Source organism: Streptomyces griseus, assembly GCF_900460065.1.
In the GTDB taxonomy this organism is placed as follows: Bacteria; Actinomycetota; Actinomycetes; order Streptomycetales; family Streptomycetaceae; genus Streptomyces; species Streptomyces griseus.
Genome location: NZ_UAVD01000029.1, coordinates 188,117 through 210,428, shown reverse-complemented (window position 1 = coordinate 210,428; position 22,312 = coordinate 188,117). Strand labels below are relative to the sequence as shown.

At 73.0% G+C, this 22,312-nt stretch carries 22 protein-coding genes; 15 read left to right on the top strand and 7 right to left on the bottom strand.

The window, feature by feature from the left end; all coding sequences use genetic code 11:
• Positions 1-60 precede the first annotated feature (60 nt).
• Complete coding sequence (locus DTB53_RS20830; RefSeq protein ID WP_012378090.1) at positions 61-1,002, bottom strand: sterol desaturase family protein; 942 nt, start codon at positions 1,000-1,002, stop codon at positions 61-63.
• 614 nt (positions 1,003-1,616) lie between these two features.
• Here DTB53_RS20830 and DTB53_RS20825 point away from each other — a divergent pair.
• Entirely contained in the window at positions 1,617-2,831 is a 1,215-nt protein-coding gene (locus tag DTB53_RS20825) for a cysteine desulfurase-like protein (RefSeq protein WP_012378091.1), read from the top strand.
• A gap of 85 nt (positions 2,832-2,916) precedes the next feature.
• Here the strand turns inward: DTB53_RS20825 and DTB53_RS20820 are convergent, their stop codons facing one another.
• Positions 2,917-3,942, bottom strand: a complete 1,026-nt coding sequence (locus DTB53_RS20820; RefSeq protein ID WP_236586357.1) for a MerR family transcriptional regulator — start codon at positions 3,940-3,942, stop codon at positions 2,917-2,919.
• 144 nt (positions 3,943-4,086) lie between these two features.
• On the opposite strand from DTB53_RS20820, the gene DTB53_RS20815 reads away from it, so the two are divergent.
• Positions 4,087-4,632, top strand: a complete 546-nt coding sequence (locus DTB53_RS20815; RefSeq protein WP_003964711.1) for a DUF4383 domain-containing protein — start codon at positions 4,087-4,089, stop codon at positions 4,630-4,632.
• On the opposite strand, the gene DTB53_RS20810 is transcribed toward DTB53_RS20815, so the two are convergent.
• Positions 4,617-5,459 carry a DUF1206 domain-containing protein gene (locus DTB53_RS20810; protein ID WP_012378093.1) on the bottom strand — a complete coding sequence of 281 codons (843 nt, stop codon included), beginning with the start codon at positions 5,457-5,459 and terminating at the stop codon, positions 4,617-4,619. The genes DTB53_RS20815 and DTB53_RS20810 overlap by 16 nt on opposite strands.
• A gap of 156 nt (positions 5,460-5,615) precedes the next feature.
• Here DTB53_RS20810 and DTB53_RS20805 point away from each other — a divergent pair, with 156 nt between their 5' ends.
• From DTB53_RS20805 to DTB53_RS20795, 3 genes are all read left to right on the top strand, one after another.
• Positions 5,616-6,194 carry a fasciclin domain-containing protein gene (locus DTB53_RS20805; protein ID WP_012378094.1) on the top strand — a complete coding sequence of 193 codons (579 nt, stop codon included), beginning with the start codon at positions 5,616-5,618 and terminating at the stop codon, positions 6,192-6,194.
• A 118-nt stretch (positions 6,195-6,312) separates the two neighbouring features.
• Positions 6,313-6,813, top strand: a complete 501-nt coding sequence (locus tag DTB53_RS20800) for a MarR family winged helix-turn-helix transcriptional regulator (RefSeq protein ID WP_003964714.1) — start codon at positions 6,313-6,315, stop codon at positions 6,811-6,813.
• Positions 6,814-6,996: 183 nt separating this feature from the next.
• Complete coding sequence (locus tag DTB53_RS20795; RefSeq protein WP_012378095.1) at positions 6,997-9,138, top strand: MMPL family transporter; 2,142 nt, start codon at positions 6,997-6,999, stop codon at positions 9,136-9,138.
• Here the strand turns inward: DTB53_RS20795 and DTB53_RS20790 are convergent.
• Together DTB53_RS20790 and DTB53_RS20785 are read right to left on the bottom strand one after the other, a co-directional pair.
• The gene (locus DTB53_RS20790; protein ID WP_012378096.1) at positions 9,096-9,626 is read right to left on the bottom strand and encodes a DUF7144 family membrane protein; all 531 of its coding nucleotides are present in this window, start codon (positions 9,624-9,626) and stop codon (positions 9,096-9,098) included. The genes DTB53_RS20795 and DTB53_RS20790 overlap by 43 nt on opposite strands.
• Entirely contained in the window at positions 9,626-10,153 is a 528-nt protein-coding gene (locus tag DTB53_RS20785; RefSeq protein WP_012378097.1) for a DoxX family protein, read from the bottom strand. Before DTB53_RS20785 ends, DTB53_RS20790 begins: the two co-directional genes overlap by 1 nt.
• Before the next feature lie 202 nt (positions 10,154-10,355).
• Between DTB53_RS20785 and DTB53_RS20780 the strand changes: the two genes are divergently transcribed.
• Together DTB53_RS20780 and DTB53_RS20775 are read left to right on the top strand one after the other, a co-directional pair.
• Entirely contained in the window at positions 10,356-12,371 is a 2,016-nt protein-coding gene (locus tag DTB53_RS20780; RefSeq protein WP_012378098.1) for an NADPH-dependent 2,4-dienoyl-CoA reductase, read from the top strand.
• An 81-nt stretch (positions 12,372-12,452) separates the two neighbouring features.
• Positions 12,453-12,983: a PadR family transcriptional regulator gene (locus DTB53_RS20775; protein WP_012378099.1), complete on the top strand. Its 531-nt coding sequence runs from the start codon at positions 12,453-12,455 to the stop codon at positions 12,981-12,983.
• Between the two features lie 45 nt (positions 12,984-13,028).
• Here DTB53_RS20775 and DTB53_RS20770 read toward each other — a convergent pair whose 3' ends face one another.
• Together DTB53_RS20770 and DTB53_RS20765 are read right to left on the bottom strand one after the other, a co-directional pair.
• A complete protein-coding gene (locus tag DTB53_RS20770; protein WP_012378100.1) occupies positions 13,029-13,997 on the bottom strand; it encodes a DMT family transporter in 969 nt (322 codons plus the stop codon).
• Positions 13,994-14,890 carry a phosphatase PAP2 family protein gene (locus tag DTB53_RS20765; RefSeq protein ID WP_012378101.1) on the bottom strand — a complete coding sequence of 299 codons (897 nt, stop codon included), beginning with the start codon at positions 14,888-14,890 and terminating at the stop codon, positions 13,994-13,996. Before DTB53_RS20765 ends, DTB53_RS20770 begins: the two co-directional genes overlap by 4 nt.
• Positions 14,891-15,049: 159 nt before the next feature.
• Here DTB53_RS20765 and DTB53_RS20760 point away from each other — a divergent pair, with 159 nt between their 5' ends.
• From DTB53_RS20760 to DTB53_RS20725, 8 genes are all read left to right on the top strand, one after another.
• Complete coding sequence (locus DTB53_RS20760) at positions 15,050-15,691, top strand: TetR/AcrR family transcriptional regulator (protein WP_012378102.1); 642 nt, start codon at positions 15,050-15,052, stop codon at positions 15,689-15,691.
• Between the two features lie 206 nt (positions 15,692-15,897).
• On the top strand, positions 15,898-16,686 hold the full coding sequence (locus tag DTB53_RS20755; protein WP_012378103.1) for an SDR family oxidoreductase: 789 nt from the start codon (positions 15,898-15,900) through the stop codon (positions 16,684-16,686).
• Positions 16,687-16,753: 67 nt separating this feature from the next.
• Positions 16,754-17,767 (top strand): SPFH domain-containing protein, encoded by a 1,014-nt coding sequence (locus DTB53_RS20750; RefSeq protein ID WP_012378104.1) that lies wholly within the window; start codon positions 16,754-16,756, stop codon positions 17,765-17,767.
• Positions 17,764-18,663: a hypothetical protein gene (locus tag DTB53_RS20745; protein ID WP_003964725.1), complete on the top strand. Its 900-nt coding sequence runs from the start codon at positions 17,764-17,766 to the stop codon at positions 18,661-18,663. Before DTB53_RS20750 ends, DTB53_RS20745 begins: the two co-directional genes overlap by 4 nt.
• Positions 18,664-18,742: 79 nt before the next feature.
• On the top strand, positions 18,743-19,243 hold the full coding sequence (locus tag DTB53_RS20740) for a nucleotide triphosphate diphosphatase NUDT15 (RefSeq protein WP_003964726.1): 501 nt from the start codon (positions 18,743-18,745) through the stop codon (positions 19,241-19,243).
• Between the two features lie 103 nt (positions 19,244-19,346).
• Entirely contained in the window at positions 19,347-19,751 is a 405-nt protein-coding gene (locus tag DTB53_RS20735; RefSeq protein ID WP_012378105.1) for an SHOCT domain-containing protein, read from the top strand.
• Between the two features lie 580 nt (positions 19,752-20,331).
• Positions 20,332-21,330, top strand: a complete 999-nt coding sequence (locus tag DTB53_RS20730; RefSeq protein ID WP_042495581.1) for an acetylxylan esterase — start codon at positions 20,332-20,334, stop codon at positions 21,328-21,330.
• A 151-nt stretch (positions 21,331-21,481) separates the two neighbouring features.
• A complete protein-coding gene (locus tag DTB53_RS20725; protein ID WP_003964729.1) occupies positions 21,482-22,270 on the top strand; it encodes an IclR family transcriptional regulator in 789 nt (262 codons plus the stop codon).
• Positions 22,271-22,312 lie beyond the last annotated feature (42 nt).

The following is a 22,312-nucleotide window of genomic DNA, read 5'->3' as shown; positions in this document are numbered from 1 at the left end:
CAAGCCGTGGTGCAGCAGGTCGTGCTGGAGGGGGCCGTGACGGAGCTCCGGAGGGGGTGCTCACTCCGGCGCGGGGCCCGGCGCCGGTCGGCGTCGCCAGGGGTGGGCGAGACCGGCGAGGATCTCGCCCGTGCCAGGGAAGGAGGCGGGGTCGTGCAGGCCGACGGCGGTGGGCTCCCGGCCGGGATACCAGGTGAAGCTGCCGAAGAAGTGGTCCCAGCACGACAGGTCGGAGCCGTAGTGGCCGGCTTCGGACAGATCGGTGCTGTGGTGCAGCCGGTGCTGCTCGGGACTGGCCAGCAGATGGTTGAGCCGCCCGATGCGGACATCGATGTTGGCGTGGACGAAGTAGCCCTGGGCGGCGACGAAGAGTCCGACCACCAGCACCGCGGGGCGGGAGAATCCCACCAAGGCCAGGGTCAGCTGGACGAGGCTCTGCGCCAGGACGATGTCCAGCACGTGGTTGACGCCGTTGTTGGCGACGTTGACCTTCTCGGGCACGTGATGCACCCCGTGCAGGCGCCAGAGCAGGGCGTTCCGGTGGCCCAGCCGGTGGACCGCGTAGCTGACGAGGGATCCGGTGAGGAGTGCGCCCGGGATCTCGATCCAGAGAGGGCGGGCCGGTTCCGCCGGCGAGATCAGGCCGACGGTCACCGCGACCAGCAGTTGCGCCAGTCCACTTCCGGCCATGGTGAGCAGGAAGTAGATGCCGTACCAGCGCCATTCGGCTTTTCCGGGGTGCCAGTTCCGGTCATAGGGAATCACCCTCTCCAGGAAGGCCAGATAGGCGATGACCCCGACCAGGAAAAGTGAACTGACCCACGCCGGATCCCACTGGAGCCGCAATGCGGCCACTCCCACGGATAGCACCGCGAGGAGGAGAACCGGGTAGGCGGTGACACGAAGAATCCGGCCAGGGGAATTACCGGACCGCCCCTTTCGGCCGACCGAAGACCCGGCCGAATATATTCCGCCATCGGCGGAGTGCTCGCGCTCGTCCATCCGTGACCCTCCACAAGTGGCGATGAGGGGGAGAGAGAGACCGCCGCATCACGTCAGGGCAGGTCAGGACATACCCTTGGAAGCGACAGGAAACCCCGGGCGGCGACCGCGGCCCCGCACAGGCGACTTCTGGACACCCGGCCTCGATGGAATGCGGCCGTGGCGTGAACCGATGCCCCCGACCTCATCAGCCCAGATCATCTATTTCCCGTTCCCACGACTTTAATCACGGCCGACTCACAGAAAACGCCCTGCGCATTTATCCACGTGCAGAATGGGAGGCGAATCGCACAGCCGGGGTGGGTTCATTTGTGCGAGCAATTCTTTCGTAGGATCATCTTCGCATGGGGAGACGGCGCATTCCGATGCGCCGGGAGACGCCCTCACGCTCGGGCGCACAACGCGGTGGGGAGCGGTGCGCCCGCGCGGATGTCGGCTCCCGGAATAGCGCCCCCGAAGCCGGACTCCGCCCGACGGCCCCGCCTCCCGGGCCGGGGAGTGCCTCACCTCCCGCGCCGGCGCTGTCCCCCCGCTCCTTCCACGGGCGGACAGCGCCCTGCGATGATCACCGTGCCGTCCGGCAGCACATCAGCGAACGAATCGAGGAGCCCCCCTTGTCGTACGACATCGGCGCGGTGCGCGCCCAGTTCCCCGCCCTGCGGTCCGGTACGGCGCATTTCGACGGACCGGGCGGCACCCAGACTCCGGCCCCCGTCATCGCCGCGATCGGCGAGGCGATGAGCGCGCCCCTGTCGATCCGGGGCGGCGCGCTGCCCGGGGAGGTGAACGCGGAGGAGATCGTCCGCGGGTTCCGGCGGGCGATAGCGGACCTGCTGGGCGCGGACCCCGGCGGCATCGTGTTCGGCCGCAGCGCCACCCAGCTCACGTACGACTTCTCGCGCACGCTGTCCCGGGACTGGAACCCGGGGGACGAGGTGGTGGTCAGCAGGCTGGACCACGATGCCAACATCCGCCCGTGGGTGCACGCGGCCGAGCGGGCCGGGGCGGTGGTGCGGTGGGCCGACTTCGATCCGTCGACCGGCGAGCTGCCCCCCGAGGCGGTCGGCGCACAGATCACCGGGCGGACCCGGCTGGTCGCGGTGACCGGGGCCTCCAACCTCATCGGCACCCGGCCCGACATCCCGGCCATCGCCGAACTGGTCCACCGGGCCGGCGCGCTGCTGTACGTGGACGGGGTCCATCTGACGGCCCACCACGCGGTGGACGTGGAGCGGCTCGGGGCGGACTTCTTCGTCTGCTCCCCGTACAAGTTCTTCGGGCCCCATCACGGGGTGCTCGCCGCCCGGCCCGAACTGCTCGCCACGCTGCGCCCGGACAAGCTGGCGCCCTCCTCGGACGCCGTGCCGGAGCGCTTCGAACTCGGCACCCTTCCCTACGAGTCGATGGCGGGGACCCGCGCCGCGGTGGACTTCCTCGCGGGCCTGGGGGCCGGTGCGGACGCGACGGGCGGGCGTCGGGCGCGGTTGCGGTCGGCCTACGCGGCGATCGACGCCCACGAGAGGGAGCTGCGGGAGAGCATCGAGAAGGCGGTGGGCGAACTGGGCGGGGCGACGATCCACTCCCGGGCCGCCGAACGCACCCCCACGCTGCTGCTCACCTTCGACGGACGGGACGCGGCGGACGCCTATCGCTTCCTCGCCCGCTCCGGGGTGCACGCGCCCGCCGGCTCCTTCTACGCCCTGGAGGCCTCCCGCCACCTGGGGCTCGGCGACGGCGGCGGCCTGCGCGTGGGGCTCTGCGCGTACAACGACACGGACGACGTGGAGCGCCTCCTGACGGGGCTGTCGGACTGGCTGCGACAGGGGTGAGGGGCGGTGGGCGCGGTGATGACGGCGGCGGTGCAGCGGACGCGGTGAGGGCGTTGGACGCGGTGGATGGGGCCGCGGCCCGTGGTCACCGCGCACCGAGTGCGGCCAGGGCGTCCACCGCGTCGGCGAGCCCGGTCGGATGCCGGGTTCCCGGCGGCTGCCGCCCGGCCCAGCCGGGTCCGGCGGTGAAGACGGCGGGCCGCCTGCGCGCACCCCGTACGCCCCACTCGATCGCGCCCACCCGGGCGGCCAGCGAACCGCTCGCCGTGCCGTGGGACTGCGCCCAGAGCACCACCGCGTCGGGCCCGGTGCGCCGGACCGCCTCCTCCAGCGCCGCGACGGGCAGCGCGGCGCCGAACATCCGGACCGGCACGCGGCGCCGGGTGAGCGTGGCGGCGAGTGCCTCCAGGGCCAGCGTGTGGGTCTCACCGGGTGCGCAGGCGAGCAGGGCGAGGCCCACGCCGGTGGCGGGGGGACCGGCGGCCCGGACACCGCGCAGCGCGCCGGAGACGTGCCAGGACAGCAGGTGCTCGACCTCGATGTACCGCTCCCCCGAGGTCTCCCACTTGCGGCCCACCGCGTGCAGCGCCGGCACCATCACCTCGTCCCAGGCGGCCGGCAGCCCGTAGCGGTCGAGGGCCTCGGCGAGCAGTTCCTCCATGGCCGGCGCGTCCAGCCGGAGCGCCGCCCGGGCCAGTCCCCGGCACTCGCGACGGGTGCCGCCGAGCGGAAGCGCCCCCGGGGCCCGGGAGGCCTGCCCGCGCCGCGTCACAGCCGTGGCCCGGGGCGCACCGGCCAGGACCGCGCGAGCGGCCTCGGCCGGCGGCAGGCCCGCGCTCGTCAGGCGGCACATGTTCCGCAGGGCCTCGATGTCGGCCCCGGTCCAGCGACGGTGCCGGCCGTCCTCCCGCGCGGCCGGCCCGATGCCGTAGCGGCGGTCCCACGAGCGCAGCGTCGTCGGCGCGACCCCGAGAAGCCGGGCCACCGCACCGGTCGTGAGCCCTCCGTCGGCCTGCGCTCGCGGGGGCCGGCCACCGGCGCCCGACGGGCCCGCCGGGCCCGTCGCCGAGTCCGCCACGGGATCCATCACGGGATCCATCACGGGGTCCATGAATCCCACCATACGATGCAAAAACGATGCATGTTGCCGGGGCCGCCGCCGCACGGTTGGCTGGGGTCACGGGGGTCCTGCGGGGCGCCCCCACGCACCGCATCATCCCGCCCCGACCCTCGGCAGGACGGACAGGAGACGGCCATGAAACTGAGCGACGAACTCCCCGTCGATCACCGGCTGGCGAAGGTGTACCGGATCGGCGCGGGCCTCTGCGGCGCCATCCTGGTGGCCTTCGGCATCCTCGGCTTCACGAGTCAGCTGGCCTTCTTCGACACCAGCGGCGATCACATCGCCGGGCTGTCGTCCAACGGGCTGCTGAGCCTGATCTCGGTGGTCGTCGGCGGGCTGCTCATCGCCGGCGCCGCGGTGGGCGGGAACGTCGCGTCCACGCTGAACATGACGATCGGGACGCTGTTCCTGCTGAGCGGCTTCGGCCACCTCTTCATCCTGGACCGGCCCGCGAACATCCTGGACTTCGGGATGCCGAACGTCGTCTTCAGCTTCGTGATGGGGCTGCTGATCCTGACGTTCGGCATGTACGGGCGGGTGACGGGCGGGCTGCCGCACGACAATCCGTACTGGCGCCGCCGCCACCCGGAACAGGCGGACCGTGAGGCCGCCGCCGCCCGCAGGAGCGCGGCGGCGGGCGGACAGCTCGGGCGGAGCGGGGCTCAGACCTTGCGGTAGCGGCCGTTGAACCAGGAGAAGACGCCGAAGGCGATCAGCCCGACGGCGATGACCACCAGGAGCCACGGGCCGACGGGGGTGTCGGTGAACGAGCGCAGGGTGTCGTCCATGCCCTTGGACTGGTCAGGCTGGTGCTTGACCGCGGCGGCGACCGCGAACCCGCCGGCCGTGGCGAACACGATGCCGCGCGCCGTACCGCCGAAGACTCCGGTGAAGTCGACCGCCTGGCGGACCCGCTTGGACATCTCGGACAGCTTCAGGTGCTTGTGGTACTTCCGCAGGAGCGCCCGGCCCGCGATCCACAGACCGGCACAGGCCACGCCCACGCCCGCGATCCCGACGATCCACTGGCCTCCGGGCCAGGCGAGCGCCTTGGCGGTGATGTCCTTGGACTGCTGGTCCGACGATCCGCCCCCGCTGCCCGAGTCACCGGCGGCGAAGGAGAGCACCGAGTAGGCGACGAACCCGTAGAAGACGGCACGGCCCGCCGCCATGGCCCGCTTGGTGGGCTTGCGGCCGTCGGGGCCGACGGAGCCGAACACGGCCTCGGAGAGGCGCCAGAGCGCCATCCCCACCAGGGCGATGCCCAGCACCCACAGCAGGATCTTCCCGAAGGGCTTCTCGGCTATCTCACCGATCGCGCCGCCCCGGTCGGCCTGTTTGCCGCCGCCTCCGGACAGGGCGATCTGCAGGGCCAGGGCGCCCACCAGAACGTAGATCACCCCACGGGCCACGAAGCCCGCGCGGGCTCCCGCCTCCATCGCTGTGCTGTTCGCGGCTCGTCTCGCCTGGCCGCGTCCCTGCGCTGTTACCGATCGGGTATTCATGCATCCCGGTTGCCCCGGTCCGGCCGATCAATGTCATGAGCGTGCCCGAGGGTCGTTTTCGACGCAGAAACGACGCGGCGAGCGGTTCGGACGAAGACGCGTCAGCGTGGGAGGCAAGGAGAAGTCCCACCCCCCGCACGCCGGAGGAGAAACATCATGACGACCACCCGTCTGCAGCGCACCGTGGCGGCCGCCGCGGCACTGGCCTTTCCCGCCTCTCTGGCGTTCTTCGCTCCGCAGGCCCAGGCCGAGGCGCCTGCCGAGCCGTACGGCCCCGCCTGCTCCTCCGTACCGAAGGAGGGCGCGGGCAGCCTGGAGGGCATGGCGAAGGACCCGGTCGCCACCGCCGCGTCCAACAACCCCGAACTCTCCACCCTCGTCAGCGCGGTGAAGAAAGCGGGTCTGGTGGACACGCTCAACAACGCGAAGGACATCACGGTGTTCGCGCCGACCAACGCCGCCTTCGAGAAGCTCCCGAAGGCCGACCTGGAGGCACTCCTCAACAACAAGGCCGAGCTCACCAAGGTGCTGACGTACCACGTGGTGGGCGAGAAGGTCACGACCCAGCAGATGGAGAACGGCACCTTCAAGACGCTGGAGGGCAGCGACCTGACGACGAAGGGTTCGGGCACCGAGTTCACGGTGAACGACTCCTCGAAGATCGTCTGCGGCAATGTGCCGACGGCCAACGCCACGGTGAACCTGGTCGACACCGTGCTCATGCCGCCGTCGTAGTGGCCGTCCCGCGGTCACGGTCGAGACCGTCGCGCCGGGCCCGGACCCCGCGCGGGGTCCGGGCCCGGCGCGGCGGTCCGGACACGGTCCCCGCGCGTCCGTTCTATACGCTGAGAGCGTGACCAGCGCCGACGACCGACCGACCCGCAGCGGCGCCCCGGAACCCGGGGCGCCGCTCGCGGACCTCCAGGCGTTCGCGGTGGAGCTCCGCCGGATGAACGGCGAGATCAACCGGATGACCCACGGCTTCGCGGCGAGCCAGCAGCTTCATCCCACGGACGTGAGCGCACTGGCGGCCATCCTGGACGCCCCCACTCCCCTCACTCCGGGGGCGCTGCGCGAGCACCTGGGTCTCACCTCCGGCGCGGTGACCGCCTGTCTGGACCGGCTGGAGCGGGCCGGTCATGTCCGGCGGGCCCGGGAGAGCACCGACCGCCGGGTGGTGCACGTGTACTACGAGGCGAGCGCCCGGACGGCCGCCCGCGACTACTTCATGCCGCTCGCCGAGGCCACGGCACGGGCCCGGGCGCGCTTCAGCGAGACGGAGCTGGCGACCGTCCTGCGCTTCCTCTCCGCCATGAACGAGGAGCTGGGCGAGGTTCCCACGGCGCGTCGCTGAGGCCCCCGCCGGGTCGGGTGCGTCCATGGAGGCGATCGACCTCGTGGCAGGGCGGTCGTCCCCGCGAGAAGGGCCGGCGGCCGTCGAAGCCACCCCCCGCGGCTGTCCGCGCGAGCCGTCCCGTAATGTATTTCAACGATTGAGATTGTTCACTGCTGAGATATCTCCACCCCCGGGAGAGACATGTCCACCCCTGCACGCTCCGCGCGGTCGATCCGCTGGCTTGTCCCCGTCGTGCTGCTGATCGCGTGGCTCGGCGTCGGCGGCGGGCTGGGCCCGTTCGCCGGGAAGCTCGGCGAGGTCGCCACCAACGACCAGGCTGCTTTCCTGCCCCAGAACGCGGAGTCCACGCAAGTCATCGAGGCACAGAAGGCGTTCCAGCAGAACGAGACCCTGCCGGTCATCGTCGTCTGGACCTCGGCGGAGCAGGACGCGCCGGTGAGCGGCGAGCAGCGGGAGGCCGCCACGGGCGCACTCGCCGGGCTCGCCGGGAGCGACGGCGTCGTCGGAACCCCCTCCCCCGCGCTGCCCTCGAAGGACGGTCTCGCGCTCCAGGGCATCGTGCAGTTGAGCCCCTCGCTCGGGGACACACTGCCCACGGTGCTGGAGAGGATCGATGAGGCGGGCTCGTCCGTGCCCGGCACGACGGTCCAGCTCGCCGGGCCCGCCGCGAGTCAGGCCGACCTGTCCGACGCCTTCGCCGGCATCGACGGGCTGCTCCTCGGGGTCGCCCTGATCACGGTGCTCGTGATCCTGCTGCTGGTCTACCGCAGTGTGCTGCTGCCCTTCGTCATCATTCTGGGCGCCGTGTTCGCCCTCGCCCTGTCCAGTGCGATCGTCTACGTCCTCGCCGACCACGACATCGTGCGCGTGGACGGTCAGGTACAGGGGATTCTGTCGATCCTGGTGATCGGCGCGGCGACGGACTACGCGCTGCTGCTCACCGCCCGGTTCCGGGAGGAGCTCGCCCTCCACGGCGACCGCTTCACCGCGATGCGCATCGCGGTGCGCGAGTCCTTCGGTCCGATCACGGCCAGTGCCGCGACGGTGGCGGCGGGCCTCCTCGCCCTGTTGCTCAGCGACCTGACGAACAACCGGGCCCTCGGGCCGGTGGGCGCGATCGGCATCGTCTGTTCGGTCCTCAGCGCGCTCACCTTCCTCCCCGCCGCCCTGGTGCTGCTCGGGCGCAAGGCCTACTGGCCGGCGAAGCCCAAGCCCGCCGACGACCAGGTGTCCGGCGGCAACGGCATCTGGCACAAGGTGGCCGCCCTCGTCGACCGGGCGCCCCGCAAGGTCTGGGCGATCACCCTGGCGGCGCTGATCGCCTGTGCGGCGTTCGCCCCCACGCTCACGTCCAAGGGCGTTCCGCTCGACGAGATCTTCGTCAACGACGCCCCGTCCGTGGCCGCCCAGGAGACGCTGGGCGAACACTTCCCCGGCGGTTCGGGGAATCCGGTCGTGATCATCTCGGCGGCCGACCGGGTGAAGGAGGTCGGCGAGGCGGCCGGGCGCACCGACGGGGTGGCCTCCGTGGCGCCGGTGAGCGCGAGCGGGCGGCCGGGCGGCGAACCGCTCGTCGTCGACGGCAGGGTCCGCATCGACGCGACCCTCAAGGCAGCCTCCGACAGCGACGACGCCAAGGAGACGGTGGCCGCGCTGCGCACCGCGGTGCACGCCGTGCCCGGCTCGGACGCCCTGGTCGGCGGCTACACCGCGCAGCAGTACGACACCCAGCGGACGGCCGAGGACGACCGCATGCTGATCGTGCCGGTGGTGCTGGTCATCATCCTGGTGATCCTGGTCTTCCTGCTGCGGTCGCTGCTGATGCCGGTGCTGCTCGTGGCGACCGTGGCGCTGAACTTCCTCGCCACCCTGGGCATCTCCTCGCTGGTCTTCACCCATGTGTTCGGCTTCAGCGGCACGGACTCGTCGGTGCCGCTGTACGGGTTCGTGTTCCTGGTCGCCCTGGGCGTCGACTACAACATCTTCCTGATGTCCCGGGTCCGGGAGGAGTCGCTGCGGCACGGCACCAGGGCGGGCATCCTGCGCGGGCTCACCACGACCGGCGGGGTCATCACGTCGGCGGGGGTCGTGCTGGCGGCCACGTTCGCCGCACTGGGCGTGATCCCGCTGGCGTTCCTGCTCCAGATCGCGTTCATCGTGGCGTTCGGCGTCCTGCTGGACACGCTGGTCGTCCGGTCGCTCCTGGTCCCGGCGCTGGTGCGGGACATCGGGCCGAAGGCGTGGTGGCCGGGGGCCCTGAGCCGGGAGGGGGCGGACGGTCAGCGCGGAGCGGTCGCGGAGGCCGGGTCCGGGTCCCGGTAGGCGGCCAGGGCCCAGATGACGAAGAGGGCCAGGGCGATGACGATCGTCGACCAGAGGGGCGCGTACGGCAGGAAGAGGAAGTGCGCGAAGAGGCTCAGGGAGGCGAAGAGGATGCCGGCCACCCGCGCCCAGCCCGCCCCCTTGAGCAGCGCGGCCCCGGTGAGGGCCACGCAGACGCCCAGGCCCAGGTGGATCCAGCCCCAGCCGGTGAGACTGATCCGGTAGAGGTAGGGTCCGACGTCCCCGTAGACGTCGCTGCCGGCGAGGGCCGCGATGCCCTCCAGGGCCGCCACGGCACCCTGGCAGAGCATCAGGAACCCGGCGAGGAGGACCCCGCCGGTCACCCAGGGGCTGTCCGGATCGGGGGCGGGAGCGGGGCCGGCCGGGCCGTCGGAGCGCTGCCACGGCGCGTCCCCCTGCCCGAAGCCGCTCGGCCGAGAGGGGGCGGGGCCGGACGGGTCGGCGGCCCGGGAGGGGTTCTCGCCCATCAGGACTCCTCCCGCTCCTGCCCGGACTGCGCCTTCGAGCGCTTGCCGACCACGGCGGCGGCGGCGACCGCACTGCCCGCGAAGGCCAGCGCGACCATCCAGGCGCGGTCGAAGACGTGGCAGGTGACGTGGTCCACGGAGTAGCGCCCGGGACCGGTCAGCCCGATGGCCGCCGCGGTGAAACCGAGGAACGCCGGGTACTCGTAGCCGCCGCCCTGGGCGAAGAAGCCCGCCGGAGCGTGCACGGCCACCGCGCCGGCCATCGCCCCGGCCGCCGCCGCGCCCGCCGCCGGGGTGGCGAGGCCGAGGGCGAGCAGGACACCGCCGCCCGTCTCGCCGAGCCCGGCGGCCACCGCGCTGTGCTTGGGCGGGTGGAACCCCATCGCCTCCATCGCGGCCGTGGTGCCCTGGATGCCACCGCCGCCGAACCAGCCGGCCAGCTTCTGGGTTCCGTGGGCGGCGAGCACCGCGCCGGTTCCGACGCGCAGCGCGAGCAGACCGAGATCACGCCGGTTGACGCAGACCATGAGGACTCCCGGGGTGGGGGGTTTCGGGTACGGATCCCACTTTCGTCGGCGGGTGGCGCACGGGCGCGGCCGGATACGCCGTCCGTGGCACGGGCCCGTCGCCCCGGGGCAGGGGTGCGACACAGATCATTGTGCAACTTGTTGCATAAGGGGTTGACGGTGGTCTACAACTGACCCGACGGCCCTGTGCGGAGGAGATCTCGTGAGCCTGTACCCGAACCTGCTGAGCCCCCTCGACCTCGGGTTCACCACCCTGCCCAACCGGGTGCTCATGGGATCGATGCACATCGGTCTGGAGGAGGCGGAGCGCGGCTTCGAGCGGATGGCCGCCTTCTACGCCGAGCGCGCCCGGGGCGGCGTCGGCCTCATGGTCACCGGCGGCATCGCCCCCAGCGAGCGGGCCTGCTCCTTCCCCGGCGGGGCCAAGATGACGACCGAGGCGGAGGCGGAACAGCACCGGGAGATCACCTCGGCGGTGCACGCGGCGGGCGGCCGGATCGCGATGCAGATCCTGCACTTCGGCCGCTACGCGCACCACCCGGATCTGGTGGCCCCGAGCGCGATCCAGGCGCCGATCAGCGGGTTCGTCCCGAACGCGCTCACCGGTGAGCAGGTCGAGGAGACCATCGAGGAGTTCGTCCGGGCGGCGGAGCTGGCGCGCTTCGCCGGATACGACGGCGTCGAGATCATGGGCTCCGAGGGCTATCTGATCAACGAGTTCATCGTCTCCGCGACCAACCACCGCACCGACCGCTGGGGCGGCAGCTACGAGAACCGCATCCGGCTCCCCCTCGAGATCGTGCGCCGGGTCCGCGAGCGGGTCGGCGACGACTTCATCCTGATCTACCGGCTCTCCATGCTGGACCTGGTGCCGGGCGGCTCGACGCTGGAGGAGGTCGTGACGCTCGCGAAGGAGATCGAGGCGGCGGGCGCGACGATCATCAACACCGGCATCGGCTGGCACGAGGCCCGGATCCCGACCATCGCCACCTCCGTGCCGCGCGGCGCGTTCAGCTGGGTGACCGAGCGGGTGCGCGGCGCGGTCTCCGTGCCGCTGGTGACGAGCAACCGCATCAACACCCCCGAGGTCGCCGAGGAGATCCTCGCCTCCGGCCGGGCGGACCTGGTGTCGATGGCCCGCCCGTTCCTGGCCGACCCGGAGTTCGTCGCGAAGGCGGCGGCGGGCCGGGCGGACGCGATCAACACGTGCATCGGCTGCAACCAGGCCTGCCTGGACCACGTCTTCAGCCTCCAGATCACCTCCTGCCTGGTCAATCCGCGCGCCTGCCACGAGACCGAGCTGGTCCTGAGCCCGACCCGGGCCCGTAAGCGCGTCGCCGTGGTCGGGGCGGGTCCCGCGGGTCTCGCCTGCTCGGTGACGGCGGCCGAGCGGGGGCACACGGTGACCCTGTTCGACACGGCCGACGAGATCGGCGGACAGCTGAACGTGGCGCGCCGGGTGCCGGGCAAGGAGGAGTTCGACGAGACGCTGCGCTACTTCCGTACGCGGCTGGCCGAACTGGACATCGACGTCCGGCTCTCCACCCGGGCCGATGCCGCAACCCTGGACGGCTTCGACGAGGTCGTGCTGGCCACCGGCGTCGAGCCGCGTACCCCGGCGATCCCCGGCACGGACCACCCGAAGGTCCTGAGCTACCTGGACGTGCTGCGCGACGGCGCGACGGTCGGCGACCGGGTCGCGATCGTCGGCGCGGGCGGCATCGGTTTCGACGTCGCGGAGTTCCTGACCGACGGCGGCGAAGCGGCGAGCCTGGACCCGGACGCGTTCTTCCGCCAGTGGGGCGTGGACACGGCGTACGAGGACCGGGGCGGGCTGCGCGCCCCCGAGCGCCCCGAGTCGCCGCGCACGGTCCATCTGATCCAGCGCAGGACGACCAAGGTCGGCGCGGGGCTGGGCAGGACGACCGGCTGGATCCACCGCACCGAACTGCGCCACCGGGGCGTCGAGATGATCGCCGGAGCCTCCTACGACCTCATCGACGACGAGGGCCTCCACCTCACCGTGGACGGTGAGCGGCGGGTGCTGCCGGTGGACACGGTGGTGCTGTGCGCGGGCCAGGAACCGCGCCGCGACCTGTACGAGGAGCTGCGCGCCGGGGCCGTCCCGGTCCATCTGATCGGCGGCGCGGACGTGGCTGCCGAACTGGACGCGAAGCGGGCCATCCGCCAGGGCACGGAGCTCGCCGCGGCACTGTGATCCCCGCCGGCGCGAGGCGACCGGGAGCGCCCGCGAACGACGGTGCGCCCCCGGTCTCCGTACGTCCCTAGGATGCACCCCATGTCACTGCCGCACGCGATTCTCACCGCTCTGCTGGAGAAGCCGTCCTCGGGTCTGGAGCTGACCCGACGGTTCGACCGGTCGATCGGCTACTTCTGGTCCTCGACGCACCAGCAGATCTATCGCGAGCTGGGAAAACTGGAGCAGGCCGGGCGGATCAGGGCGCTGCCCGCGGCGGTGCCGGCCCGGGGGCAGAAGAAGGAGTACGAGGTGCTGCCCGCGGGCCGCGAGGAACTGGCGGCCTGGGTGGCCCTCCCCGAGGATCCCCGGCCGGTCCGCGATCCGCTCCTGCTGCGGATGCGGGCGGCGGCGGTGGTCGGCGCGGAGGGGATGGACGCGGAACTTCGCCGCCATCTCACCCTGCACGAAAGCCAGTTGGCGGAGTACCGGGAGATCGAGGAGCGGAACTTCACCCCCGCGCCGACGTCGGACGAGGACCGGCTGCGGTATCTGGTGCTGCGCGGAGGCATCGATCTGGAGACGTTCTGGATCAGCTGGCTGACCCGGTCCATCGCCGACCTGGACGGCTGAGCGCTCGGACGAGACAGCGCCCGGCCTCTTCCGCTCGGCGGACGGTCAGCCGCTCGCCCGCGCGGGCACGGGGTCGGGGACGCCCGCCGGGGGCGGGGCCTGCGCGCGACGGGGGCTGCCGATGACGACCCTGGAGGGGACCTGGTCCCCCGGCGCGGGGGCCCCGGCCGGGGCGTCCGGGTCGGTGTTCCGCGCCTGGGCCCGGCTGAGGAGGAGCACCCCGCGCACGGCCGCCGCCGCGCCGAGGAGCGCGAGCACCAGGCTGACCGGCCCGCCCTGGAGCCGCTCTCCGAGCAGGGCCAGGCCGATCGCGGCGGCGGCGACCGGGTTGGCGAGGGTGACCACCGCGAGCGGAGCGCCGAGCCCGCCCCGGTACGCGGTCTGCGAGAGCAGCAGCCCGCCCATCGCGAAGGCGGAGACGAGCAGGGCCACCGTCAGCAGCCGCCAGCTGAACAGCGGGCCGCCGGAGTGGTCGGTGACCGCGACGGTGAGGGTCTGGGTGAGCGCGGAGGCGACGCCGGAGGTGATCCCGGAAGCCGCCGCGTGCCGCAGCCCCGGGCGGGCCCCGGGCCGGCTGAGTCCGGCGACGACCGCCATGGTCGCCGCGCCCACGCCCAGCGCCTCGGGAAGGCTGAGCGTCTGGTGGGGCGCGGAGCCGCCCGCGGTCAGGAGCAGCGCGCCGAGGCCGAGCAGGGTCAGGGCCGTGCCGCGCCACTCGGTGCGGCCCACGCGGCGTCCGGCGGCGCGCGCGCCGAGCGGGACGGCGACGACGAGGGTGAGCGCGCCCAGCGGCTGGACCAGGGTGAGCGGGCCGAAGTTGAGCGCGGCGACGTGCAGCAGCGCGCCCGCGGCGTTGAGGCCGACCGCCGACCACCAGGCGCCCCGGCCCAGCAGCCGCAGGACTCCGGTGGCGGGGTCGGTCCGGCCGGCCAGCCGGGACTGCGCCACGGCGGCGGCCGCGTAGGCGGCGGCCGAGACGAGGGAGAGCGCGACGGCGAGCAGCGTGGCGTTCATCGGGCGGCCCCGATGGATGCCCCGGAGGCCACAGGCGCCTCGGAGATCGCAGGCCGCACGCCGTCCTCGTACGTACCGGAGCCACCACCCGCGTACGCCGGGACCGGAGCCATCTTGCCGCTCCCCCGCACGCCCGGCCCCGGCAGCCGCGCCGGGGCCGTCCGGGCGGACCGCGGCAGCCGGAACGCGGCGAGGGCGACGGCCAGCATCGCCGCGGCGACGACCGCGTCCAGCCAGTAGTGGTTCGCCGTCCCCACGACGACGAGCAGGGTGAGCGCCGGGTGCAGCAGCCAGAGCAGGCGCCACCGGGACCGGGTGGCGCCGATCAGTCCGACGGCGACCATCAGAGCCCAGCCGACGTGCAGCGAGGGCATCGCGGCGAACTGGTTGGCCATCGTGTCGGTCGCGGGCGTCTGCCCGTACACCGTCGGCCCGTACACGTGACCGGTGTCGACGAGTCCGGCGACGGGGAGCATCCGGGGCGGGGCCAGCGGGAACAGCAGGTGCAGCACGAGGGCGGCGCCGGTGAGCGCGGCGAGAACGCGGCGCGACCGGACGTAGTGGCGGGGGCGGCGCCAGTACAGCCAGACCAGGAACAGGGCCGTGGCGGGGAAGTGCACCGCCGCGTAGTAGGTGTTCGCCGCGTGGATCAGGGGCTGGCTGTGCAGCAGCAGCCCCTGGACCGCGCCCTCACCGGGGAGGTGCAGGGCGCGTTCGAGGTCCCATACGTTCCCCGCGTTGCGGAACGCCTCCTCGACGTGCCCGTTGGCGGCCCGCCGGCCGAACTTGTAGGCCAGGAAGAGTCCGGCCACGAGGAGGAACTCGCGGACGAGGGGCGGTCGGGCACGTATGTCCGGCTCCTGGTCCGTGGGCTCGGTGCGGGCGTAGGTCACCCGTGCCCCCTTGGATGCGAAGCGGTGTCAGGACGGCCCGGTGAACTCCACGCCGTATCGATACGCCAGTGTACCGATACGGCGTCGTATCGGTACACGTGCGTATCGGTACACTGGCGTATCGAGAACCTCACCGCACCGCCGCAGGAGGTACAGCCCATGCCGTCGCCCGGTTCCGCACAGGAGTCAGCACCGGAGTCAGCCCCCATGTCCCGCCGCTCGAAGATCACCCCGGAGCGGGCGCAGGAGCTCTACGGGGCGGTGCTGGAGCTGTTGCGGGAGAGCGGTTACGAGTCGCTGACGATGGAGGGCGTGGCCGCGCGCACACGGTGCGGGAAGTCGACGCTGTACCGGCAGTGGGGCTCCAAGCCGGAGCTGGTCGTCGCCGCACTGCACGGCACCCGGCGGATGCGGCTCACGAACATCGACACCGGGACGCTGGCCGGGGACCTGCTGGCGGCCGCGCGGGCGATCGGCGAGGCCTCGGGAAGCGACACCCCGCTGATGCACGCCCTCAGCCACGCCGCGCTCCAGAGCCCCGAGCTGCTGTGCGCGCTGCGCGAGGCGCTGATCCTGCCGGAGGTCGCGGCGATCGACGCGATGGTCCGGCGGGGCCAGGAGCGCGGCGAGATCGCGGCGGACCTCCCGGGGGCGGCGTTCGTCGCGGCCCAGTTGCTCGGCGTGATGCGCGCCCGGCCGCTGCTGGAGGGTCGTTACGCCGACGCGGCGTATCTGACCGGGTTCACGGAGAGGGCGATCCTCCCGGGCCTCGGACTCACGGCGGGAGCGCCGGAGTCCTGACAGACGTGGACCGCCCGCCCCAGCGGATGGGGCGGTCCACCCGCGCCGCACCGTGGGGACGGGGGCGGCGCACCACCCGGGCGGCCGGCGACCTCACGGAGGTCGCCGGCCGCCCGTATACGCACACCCCTGCCACCCCCCGGCCCGCCCCTCCCTCTACCGAACCTAACAAGCGCTTGGTAGATTTTGCCCCGGGAGGGCCGACCATGGACGACCAGTCGCACCCGATGGATCTCACCGGACGGGCCGTGCTCGTCACCGGCGGCACCAGGGGCCTGGGGGCCGCGATCGCGCGGGCCTTCCTGGCGTGCGGCGCGGACGTCATGGTCTGCGGACGCACGACACCGACCACCCTGCCTTCGACGGACGGACGCGAGGCCGCCTTCCGGGCGGCCGACCTGCGGGATCCGGTGGCGGCGGCCGACGTCGTCGCGGCCACCGCCGAGCGGTTCGGGCGGCTCGACACCCTCGTGAACAACGCCGGCGGCTCTCCGGACGCCGACGCGGCGACCGTGTCGCCGCGCTTCGTCGAGAAGGTGGTCGCACTCAACCTCCTCGCCCCGTTCTACGCGGCACAGGCGGCGAACCTGGTGATGCGGGAGCAGCCGGGCGGCGGGGGTGTCATCAACATCGGCAGCGTCTCCGCCCACGACCCGCAACCGGGGACCGCCGCCTACTCCGCCGCCAAGGCGGGCCTGCTCGGGCTGACCCGCGCCCTGGCTCTCGAATGGGCGCCGCGGGTCCGGGTCAACCACATCACGGCCGGCCCCGTCCGGACCGAGAACTCCGGGACCCCGTACGGGGACGACGGCCTCGCCGCGCTGGCGGACCTCGTCCCGATGGGACGGCCGGCCGAGCCCGACGACGTGGCGCGGGCCTGCCTCTGGCTGGCGTGCGACCTCTCCTCGTACGTCAACGGCGCCGACCTCGCCGTGCACGGAGGCGGCGAGATCCCGGCCAGGTACCGGGCCACCCACCGCCCCGGATCCCGTTAATAGTCACCTTGACTCTAATAGCGCCACCCCTTATCGTCGCCATGACGAAATCAAGGGGGGCCTCATCATGGCCGACATCACCCGGCGCTTCGGCTGGCGACACCTGCGCTCCGCGCCCACCGCCCACATCCGCCACCACACGCGCGGCAAGCTCGCCCACGACGGCCGGGGGCTCAGCTTCTGGTACCGGTCGCTGTCGGCGGCCCTCTCCGAGGTGCCGGTCGACGACCGGGAGCTGGCCATGGCGTTCCACGCCCGTACGGCCGACTTCCAGGACGTCACCGTGCAGGCCACCGTCACCTACCGGATCAGCGATCCGGCCGAGGCGGCGAACCGGCTCGACTTCTCCGTGGACCCGGACACCGGGAGCTGGCGCGGCGCGCCGCTGGAACAGATCGCCACGCTCCTCACGGAGACCGCGCAGCAGCACACGCTGGACGTCCTGGCCCGCACCCCGCTCGCGGCGGCCCTGGTCGACGGCGTCGCCTCCGTACGTGAACGGGTCGCCACCGGTCTCACCGCCGAGCCCCGCCTCCCGGCCACCGGCATCGACGTGGTGGCCGTGCGGGTCGTCGCGATCCGCCCGGAGGCCGAGGTCGAGCGCGCCCTGCGCACCCCGGCCCGCGAGCAGATCCAGCAGGAGGCGGACCGGGCCACCTATGAACGGCGGGCCGTGGCCGTCGAGCGGGAACGCGCCATCGCCGAGAACGAGCTGGCCAGCCAGATCGAACTGGCCCGGCGCGAGGAGCAGCTGGTCGACCAGCGCGGCACCAACGCCCGCCGCGAGGCCGAGGAGAAGGCCGCCGCCGACGGCGTACGCACCGAGGCGGCGGCGGCCCGCACGGTGCGCCTGGCCCGCGCGGAGGCCGAGGCGGCGCGGGAGACGGGCGGTGCCCGGGCCGAGGCGCAGGCCGCGTGGCTGCGGGTGCACGGCGAGGCCGATCCGGCCACGCTGCACGCCCTGGCGGCGACCCGGCTCGCGGAGAACCTGCCGCGCGTCGAGAGCATCACCCTCTCCCCCGACGTCCTCACCGGTCTGCTCGCCAGGCTCGGCCGCCCGGAAGGCGGGGCGGGCGCGTGAGCCTGGCGCCCCGGGCGGTGGTCGTCCACCGGCGGACGGAGTACGAGGAACTGCTCGCCCGGCACGGGACGCACGGGCAGGCCGCGTTCTTCCTGTCCAGCCGGGGGCGCTCGATCGACGAGGTGGCCCGTCGCCACGAGGACACCCGGCAGGCACTGCGGGAGGTGGCCGCGGCCGTGCCGCTCACCTGGCGCAGCTCCCGGGTGGAGCGGGCGGACCTGGACCGCTTCCTGTTCGCCCCGGAGGACGTGGTGGTCGTGGTCGGCCAGGACGGGCTGGTCGCCAACACGGCGAAGTACCTGTCCGGGCAGCCGGTGGTGGGCATCGACACCGACCCGGGGCGCAATCCCGGCGTCCTGGTCCGCCACCGCCGCGCCGACGCGGCGGCCCTGCTGCGCGCCGCGACGGCGGCCGGCGGGAAGGCCGAGGAGCTGACCATGGTCGAGGCCGTGGCCGACGACACGCAGCGCCTACTCGCCCTGAACGAGATCTACCTCGGGCCGCCCGGCCACCAGACGGCCCGCTACCGCCTGGGCCCCGACGGCGAGAGCGCCCCCGGCGAGGCCCAGGCCTCCTCCGGGGTACTGGTCGGCACCGGCACGGGGGCCACCGGATGGCTCCGCTCGCTGTGGCTGGAGCGCGGCGGCGCCCTGCCGCTGCCCGCACCGTGCGACGCCCGCCTCCTGTGGTTCGTGCGCGAGGCGTGGCCCTCCCCGGCGACCGGCACCTCCAGGGTGGCCGGCGAGCTGGGGCGCGGGCAGGGGCTGCGGCTGACCGTGGAGTCGGACCGGCTCGTGGTCTTCGGGGACGGGATGGAGTCCGACGCCCTGGAGCTGACCTGGGGTCAGAGCGTACGGCTCGGCATCGCGGAGAGGTCGCTGCGCCTGGTCGCGTGAGCGCGGTCGCCCCACCGCCGCCGCGGCCGCTTCGCTACGGTGGTCCGGACCCGGCCCCGGAGAGCGGAGATGCAGCACCATGTCAGCCGAGCCCGTCACCGAACCCACCCGCAACACCCGCCCGCCCGCGGCACAGGCGGCCCTCGGGGTCGGCGTGATCGTCGAGGACGGCCGGGGGCGCGTGCTGCTGGGCCGGCACCACAGCGGTACGTGGGAGCTGCCGGGCGGGAAGGTCGACGCGACGCACGAGTCGATCGCCGCCGCGGCCGCCCGGGAACTGCGCGAGGAGACCGGCCTGGCCGTCGACGAGGCGGCCGTGGAGGTCATCGCGATGGTCCACGACGTGATCGGCGGCATCAACCGCGTCAGCATGGCGGCCGTCGTGCGGCTCGCCTCCGGTGACCCCGAGGTGACCGAACCGCATCTGATCAGCGCCTGGCGGTGGACCGCCCCCGAGGAACTGCCGTCCTCCCTGTTCGACCCGTCCGCACAGATCCTCGCGGCCTGGCGGCCGGAGCTGGGCATCGTCCACCCGCCCGCGCACGTGCTGCGGATCGCCCCCGACGGGGGCCGTGCCTGACGCACCGCCCTCTCCGTGGGGACGCCCCCTTACTCCCTCAGATGCGGACGAACCGGACCCAATGTATGAATAAGGGACCAGCCGTGCGACAGGGAGTAGGCCCATGGACGACTACCCGCTCCTGGAAGTCTTTCTGACCATGCTGTACCTGTTCCTCTGGGTCATGTGGTTCTTCCTGCTGTTCAAGGTCGTCACCGACCTCTTCCGGGACCACTCGCTCAACGGCTGGGCCAAGGCGGGGTGGCTGATCCTCGTCATCCTGCTGCCGTACCTGGGCGTACTGATCTATCTGATCGTCCGCGGTCGCAGCATGCACGAACGCGACGAGAAGCTGGCCAAGGACTCGGAGGCGGCGTTCCGCACCTACGTGCGCGAAGCCGCGACGAGCCAGGGCGGTTCCGGGGGCAGCGACCACGTGAAGGATCTGGCGAAGCTCGCCGAACTCAAGGACAAGGGCGCGCTCAGCCCCGAGGAGTACGAGCGGGCGAAGGCGAAGCTGCTCGCCTGAGGCAGGGCCCCGGCACCTCGGCGCGGACCGCGTTCCGGCGGACGGACGGCCCCGCGCCGGCGGCCGGTTGGGGCGCCTCGGCCGGCAAAGCCGCCGGCCGAGGCGCCCCTCGTCACCCCTGGCCGCTTCCGGCGGAACGAAGAACGCTGTCTTCGTTCCGCCGGAAGAGGCCAGGGGCCTGTTGCGCCCCGCGGGTGAATCACCGTATGGTCGCGCGGACGATGATCACGACGGGATTCCGTCGGCGGGCACCGCGAGGCTCTCGGGCCTCACTCGGTGACGGAGCGGGGTGAAGCCGCTTCCCACCCGGTACCGGCATCGTTCACGCGCACGTCGCCCCGACCGAGCCCGGCGGGCGGCCCTCACCCCACGCTGCTGCCGGCTGCCCGCGCCTGCCCGGCCCAGAGCCGGGAGAGCGAACGAGGGACCGACGGCGGCCGGACCCTGCCCGCGCACCGTTCGGCCCCCGCTCCCTCCGGGACACGGCTCGTGGCCCCTGTCCCCGCGTCTCGGCGTGCATCGCGCCGAGATCGGTCGCGGGCGGGCGTGCGATCACCTCGTCACCGAGCAAGGAGAGACCTTGTCCACCCATCCGCTGACGTCCGACGGCACCGGACTCCACCCCCTCCACCACACCTTCCCCTTCGATCCGACCCACGGCCACGACCTCCCGCGCCTCCTCACGGTGGAGGCCCCGCCCGGCCCGGAGGACTTCGCCGACTTCTGGCGGGAGCGCCACGCGCGTGCGCTGCGCGTCGACCCCGCGCCCCGGATCGAGGGACCCTGGACCACGGTGGACGGCGTCCGGGTCGCCGACATCTCGTACACGTCCGTCGACGGCGTCCGGATCGGCGGGTGGCTGACCGTTCCCGCCGACGGGCACGTCACACGGGGGTGCGTGTCCACCCACGGATACGGGGGCCGTGCGGCCCCGGACCCCCGGCAGGCCCCGCCGGGGACCGCGACGATCTGGCCCTGCCTGCGCGGGCTCGGAACGCGGAGCCTGCTGCCCGGCGTCGCCCCGAGGTCGGCGGGACACGTGCTCCACGGCATCGAGGCCCGGGAGTCCTACGTCATCGGCGGATGCGTGGCGGACGTCTGGTGCGCGGCCACGGCGCTGAGCAGCCTGGTGCCGGAGACTTCCGGACGGCTCACCTACCTGGGCACGAGCTTCGGCGGCGGCATCGGAGCGCTGGCACTCCCCTGGGACGACCGCTTCCGCGCCGCCGGCCTCACCGTGCCGACCTTCGGCAACCACCCTCTCCGGGTGACGCTCCCGTGCACGGGCAGCGGGGAGTCCGTGCGCGCGCGGCTCGCCGAGGACCCCTCGGTGCTGGACGTCCTGGCCTACTTCGACGCCGCGACGGCCGCCCGGCATCTCCGGATACCCGTACACGTGGGCGCGGCCCTGTTCGACCCCTCGGTGCCCCCGCCGGGGCAGTTCGCGGTGCACAACGCGCTGGCCGGACCGCGGGAACTCGTCGTCCTGCGGGCCGGGCACTTCGACCACCCCGGCGAGCGGGCCGAGACCGCGGCGCTGGAGGAGGCCCAGCGCCAGTTCCTGTCCCTCCGGACGTGACCGGACGGCCCGCACTCCCGTTCCACCGGCCCCCGGCCCGCGGGGTGTCGGTGGAACGGAACCATCGCGGTGGCGAATTCAGGTACGGGCGCCGATCATGCGCGATAGGGTGATGCAGATAGTGCAAGAGATTTGCAAAGCAAGGAGGGTCATGGCCACGCGGGCTACTGATGTCGGGACGAACCAGAGCGTCGAACGAGCAGTCTCGGTGCTGCGCGCACTTGACTCGGGCCGGCCCGAACTCCGTGTCTCCGACGTCGCCGAGCTCACCGGACTGGGATCGTCGACCACCTCGCGTCTGCTGTCCACCCTGGAACGCCTGGACATGGTCGAACGCGATCCGGTCAGCAACCTCTACCGGCTCAGCCTCGGCCTGCTCCCCCTGGCCGCCACCGCCGCCAACCGCCACCCCGTGCACCGGGCCTCCCGCATGGTGCTCCAGGGCCTCGCCACCCGCACCGGACTCGGCGCGAACGCGGCCGTACGCCGGGACAGCGAGCTGATGTTCCTGTGCAACTTCGAGGGCACCCGGGCGCCCAAGTCCTACACGCAGGCGGGCCACACCGCGCCGCTGCACGCGACGAGCATCGGCAAGTGCCTGCTCACCGGCCTCACCTCGAAGGAGCGCCGCAAGCTGCTGGGCGACCCTCTCGCAGCGCACACCGAGTACACGACCACCAGCCACGACCACCTGGACACCGAGATCGAGACCGTCCGGCGCACCGGCTACGCGGTCGAGGCCGAGGAGCGGGCCCTGGGCCGCGCGTCCCTGGCCGCGCCCGTGCGCGACGCCTCGGGGGACATCGTCGCCGCCATCTCCCTCTGGGGCCCGACCTCGGTCCTCGGTGACCGCTCGGACGCCGAGGCGCAGCGTCTCGCCCTCGTGCGCGAGGTCATCGAGGCCGCCGACGCGATCAGTCAGGCGCTCGGGGCGCTCTGACCCCCACGGCGAAGGGCCGGTGGAGACCGATGCGGTCGGTCT

Bases quoted from the DNA above. Each gene is read 5' to 3' on its own strand.
- DTB53_RS20775 (WP_012378099.1), top strand. From the start codon at position 12,453: ATGTCACTGCCGCACGCGATTCTCACCGCTCTGCTGGAGAAGCCGTCC.
- DTB53_RS20795 (WP_012378095.1), top strand. From the start codon at position 6,997: ATGTCCACCCCTGCACGCTCCGCGCGGTCGATCCGCTGGCTTGTCCCC.
- DTB53_RS20815 (WP_003964711.1), top strand. From the start codon at position 4,087: ATGAAACTGAGCGACGAACTCCCCGTCGATCACCGGCTGGCGAAGGTG.
- DTB53_RS20805 (WP_012378094.1), top strand. From the start codon at position 5,616: ATGACGACCACCCGTCTGCAGCGCACCGTGGCGGCCGCCGCGGCACTG.
- DTB53_RS20760 (WP_012378102.1), top strand. From the start codon at position 15,050: ATGCCGTCGCCCGGTTCCGCACAGGAGTCAGCACCGGAGTCAGCCCCC.
- DTB53_RS20820 (WP_236586357.1), bottom strand. From the start codon at position 3,942: ATGGACCCCGTGATGGATCCCGTGATGGATCCCGTGGCGGACTCGGCG.
- DTB53_RS20785 (WP_012378097.1), bottom strand. From the start codon at position 10,153: ATGGTCTGCGTCAACCGGCGTGATCTCGGTCTGCTCGCGCTGCGCGTC.
- DTB53_RS20750 (WP_012378104.1), top strand. From the start codon at position 16,754: ATGGCCGACATCACCCGGCGCTTCGGCTGGCGACACCTGCGCTCCGCG.
- DTB53_RS20735 (WP_012378105.1), top strand. From the start codon at position 19,347: ATGGACGACTACCCGCTCCTGGAAGTCTTTCTGACCATGCTGTACCTG.
- DTB53_RS20770 (WP_012378100.1), bottom strand. From the start codon at position 13,997: ATGAACGCCACGCTGCTCGCCGTCGCGCTCTCCCTCGTCTCGGCCGCC.
- DTB53_RS20755 (WP_012378103.1), top strand. From the start codon at position 15,898: ATGGACGACCAGTCGCACCCGATGGATCTCACCGGACGGGCCGTGCTC.
- DTB53_RS20740 (WP_003964726.1), top strand. From the start codon at position 18,743: ATGTCAGCCGAGCCCGTCACCGAACCCACCCGCAACACCCGCCCGCCC.
- DTB53_RS20790 (WP_012378096.1), bottom strand. From the start codon at position 9,626: ATGGGCGAGAACCCCTCCCGGGCCGCCGACCCGTCCGGCCCCGCCCCC.
- DTB53_RS20725 (WP_003964729.1), top strand. From the start codon at position 21,482: ATGGCCACGCGGGCTACTGATGTCGGGACGAACCAGAGCGTCGAACGA.
- DTB53_RS20830 (WP_012378090.1), bottom strand. From the start codon at position 1,002: ATGGACGAGCGCGAGCACTCCGCCGATGGCGGAATATATTCGGCCGGG.
- DTB53_RS20810 (WP_012378093.1), bottom strand. From the start codon at position 5,459: ATGAATACCCGATCGGTAACAGCGCAGGGACGCGGCCAGGCGAGACGA.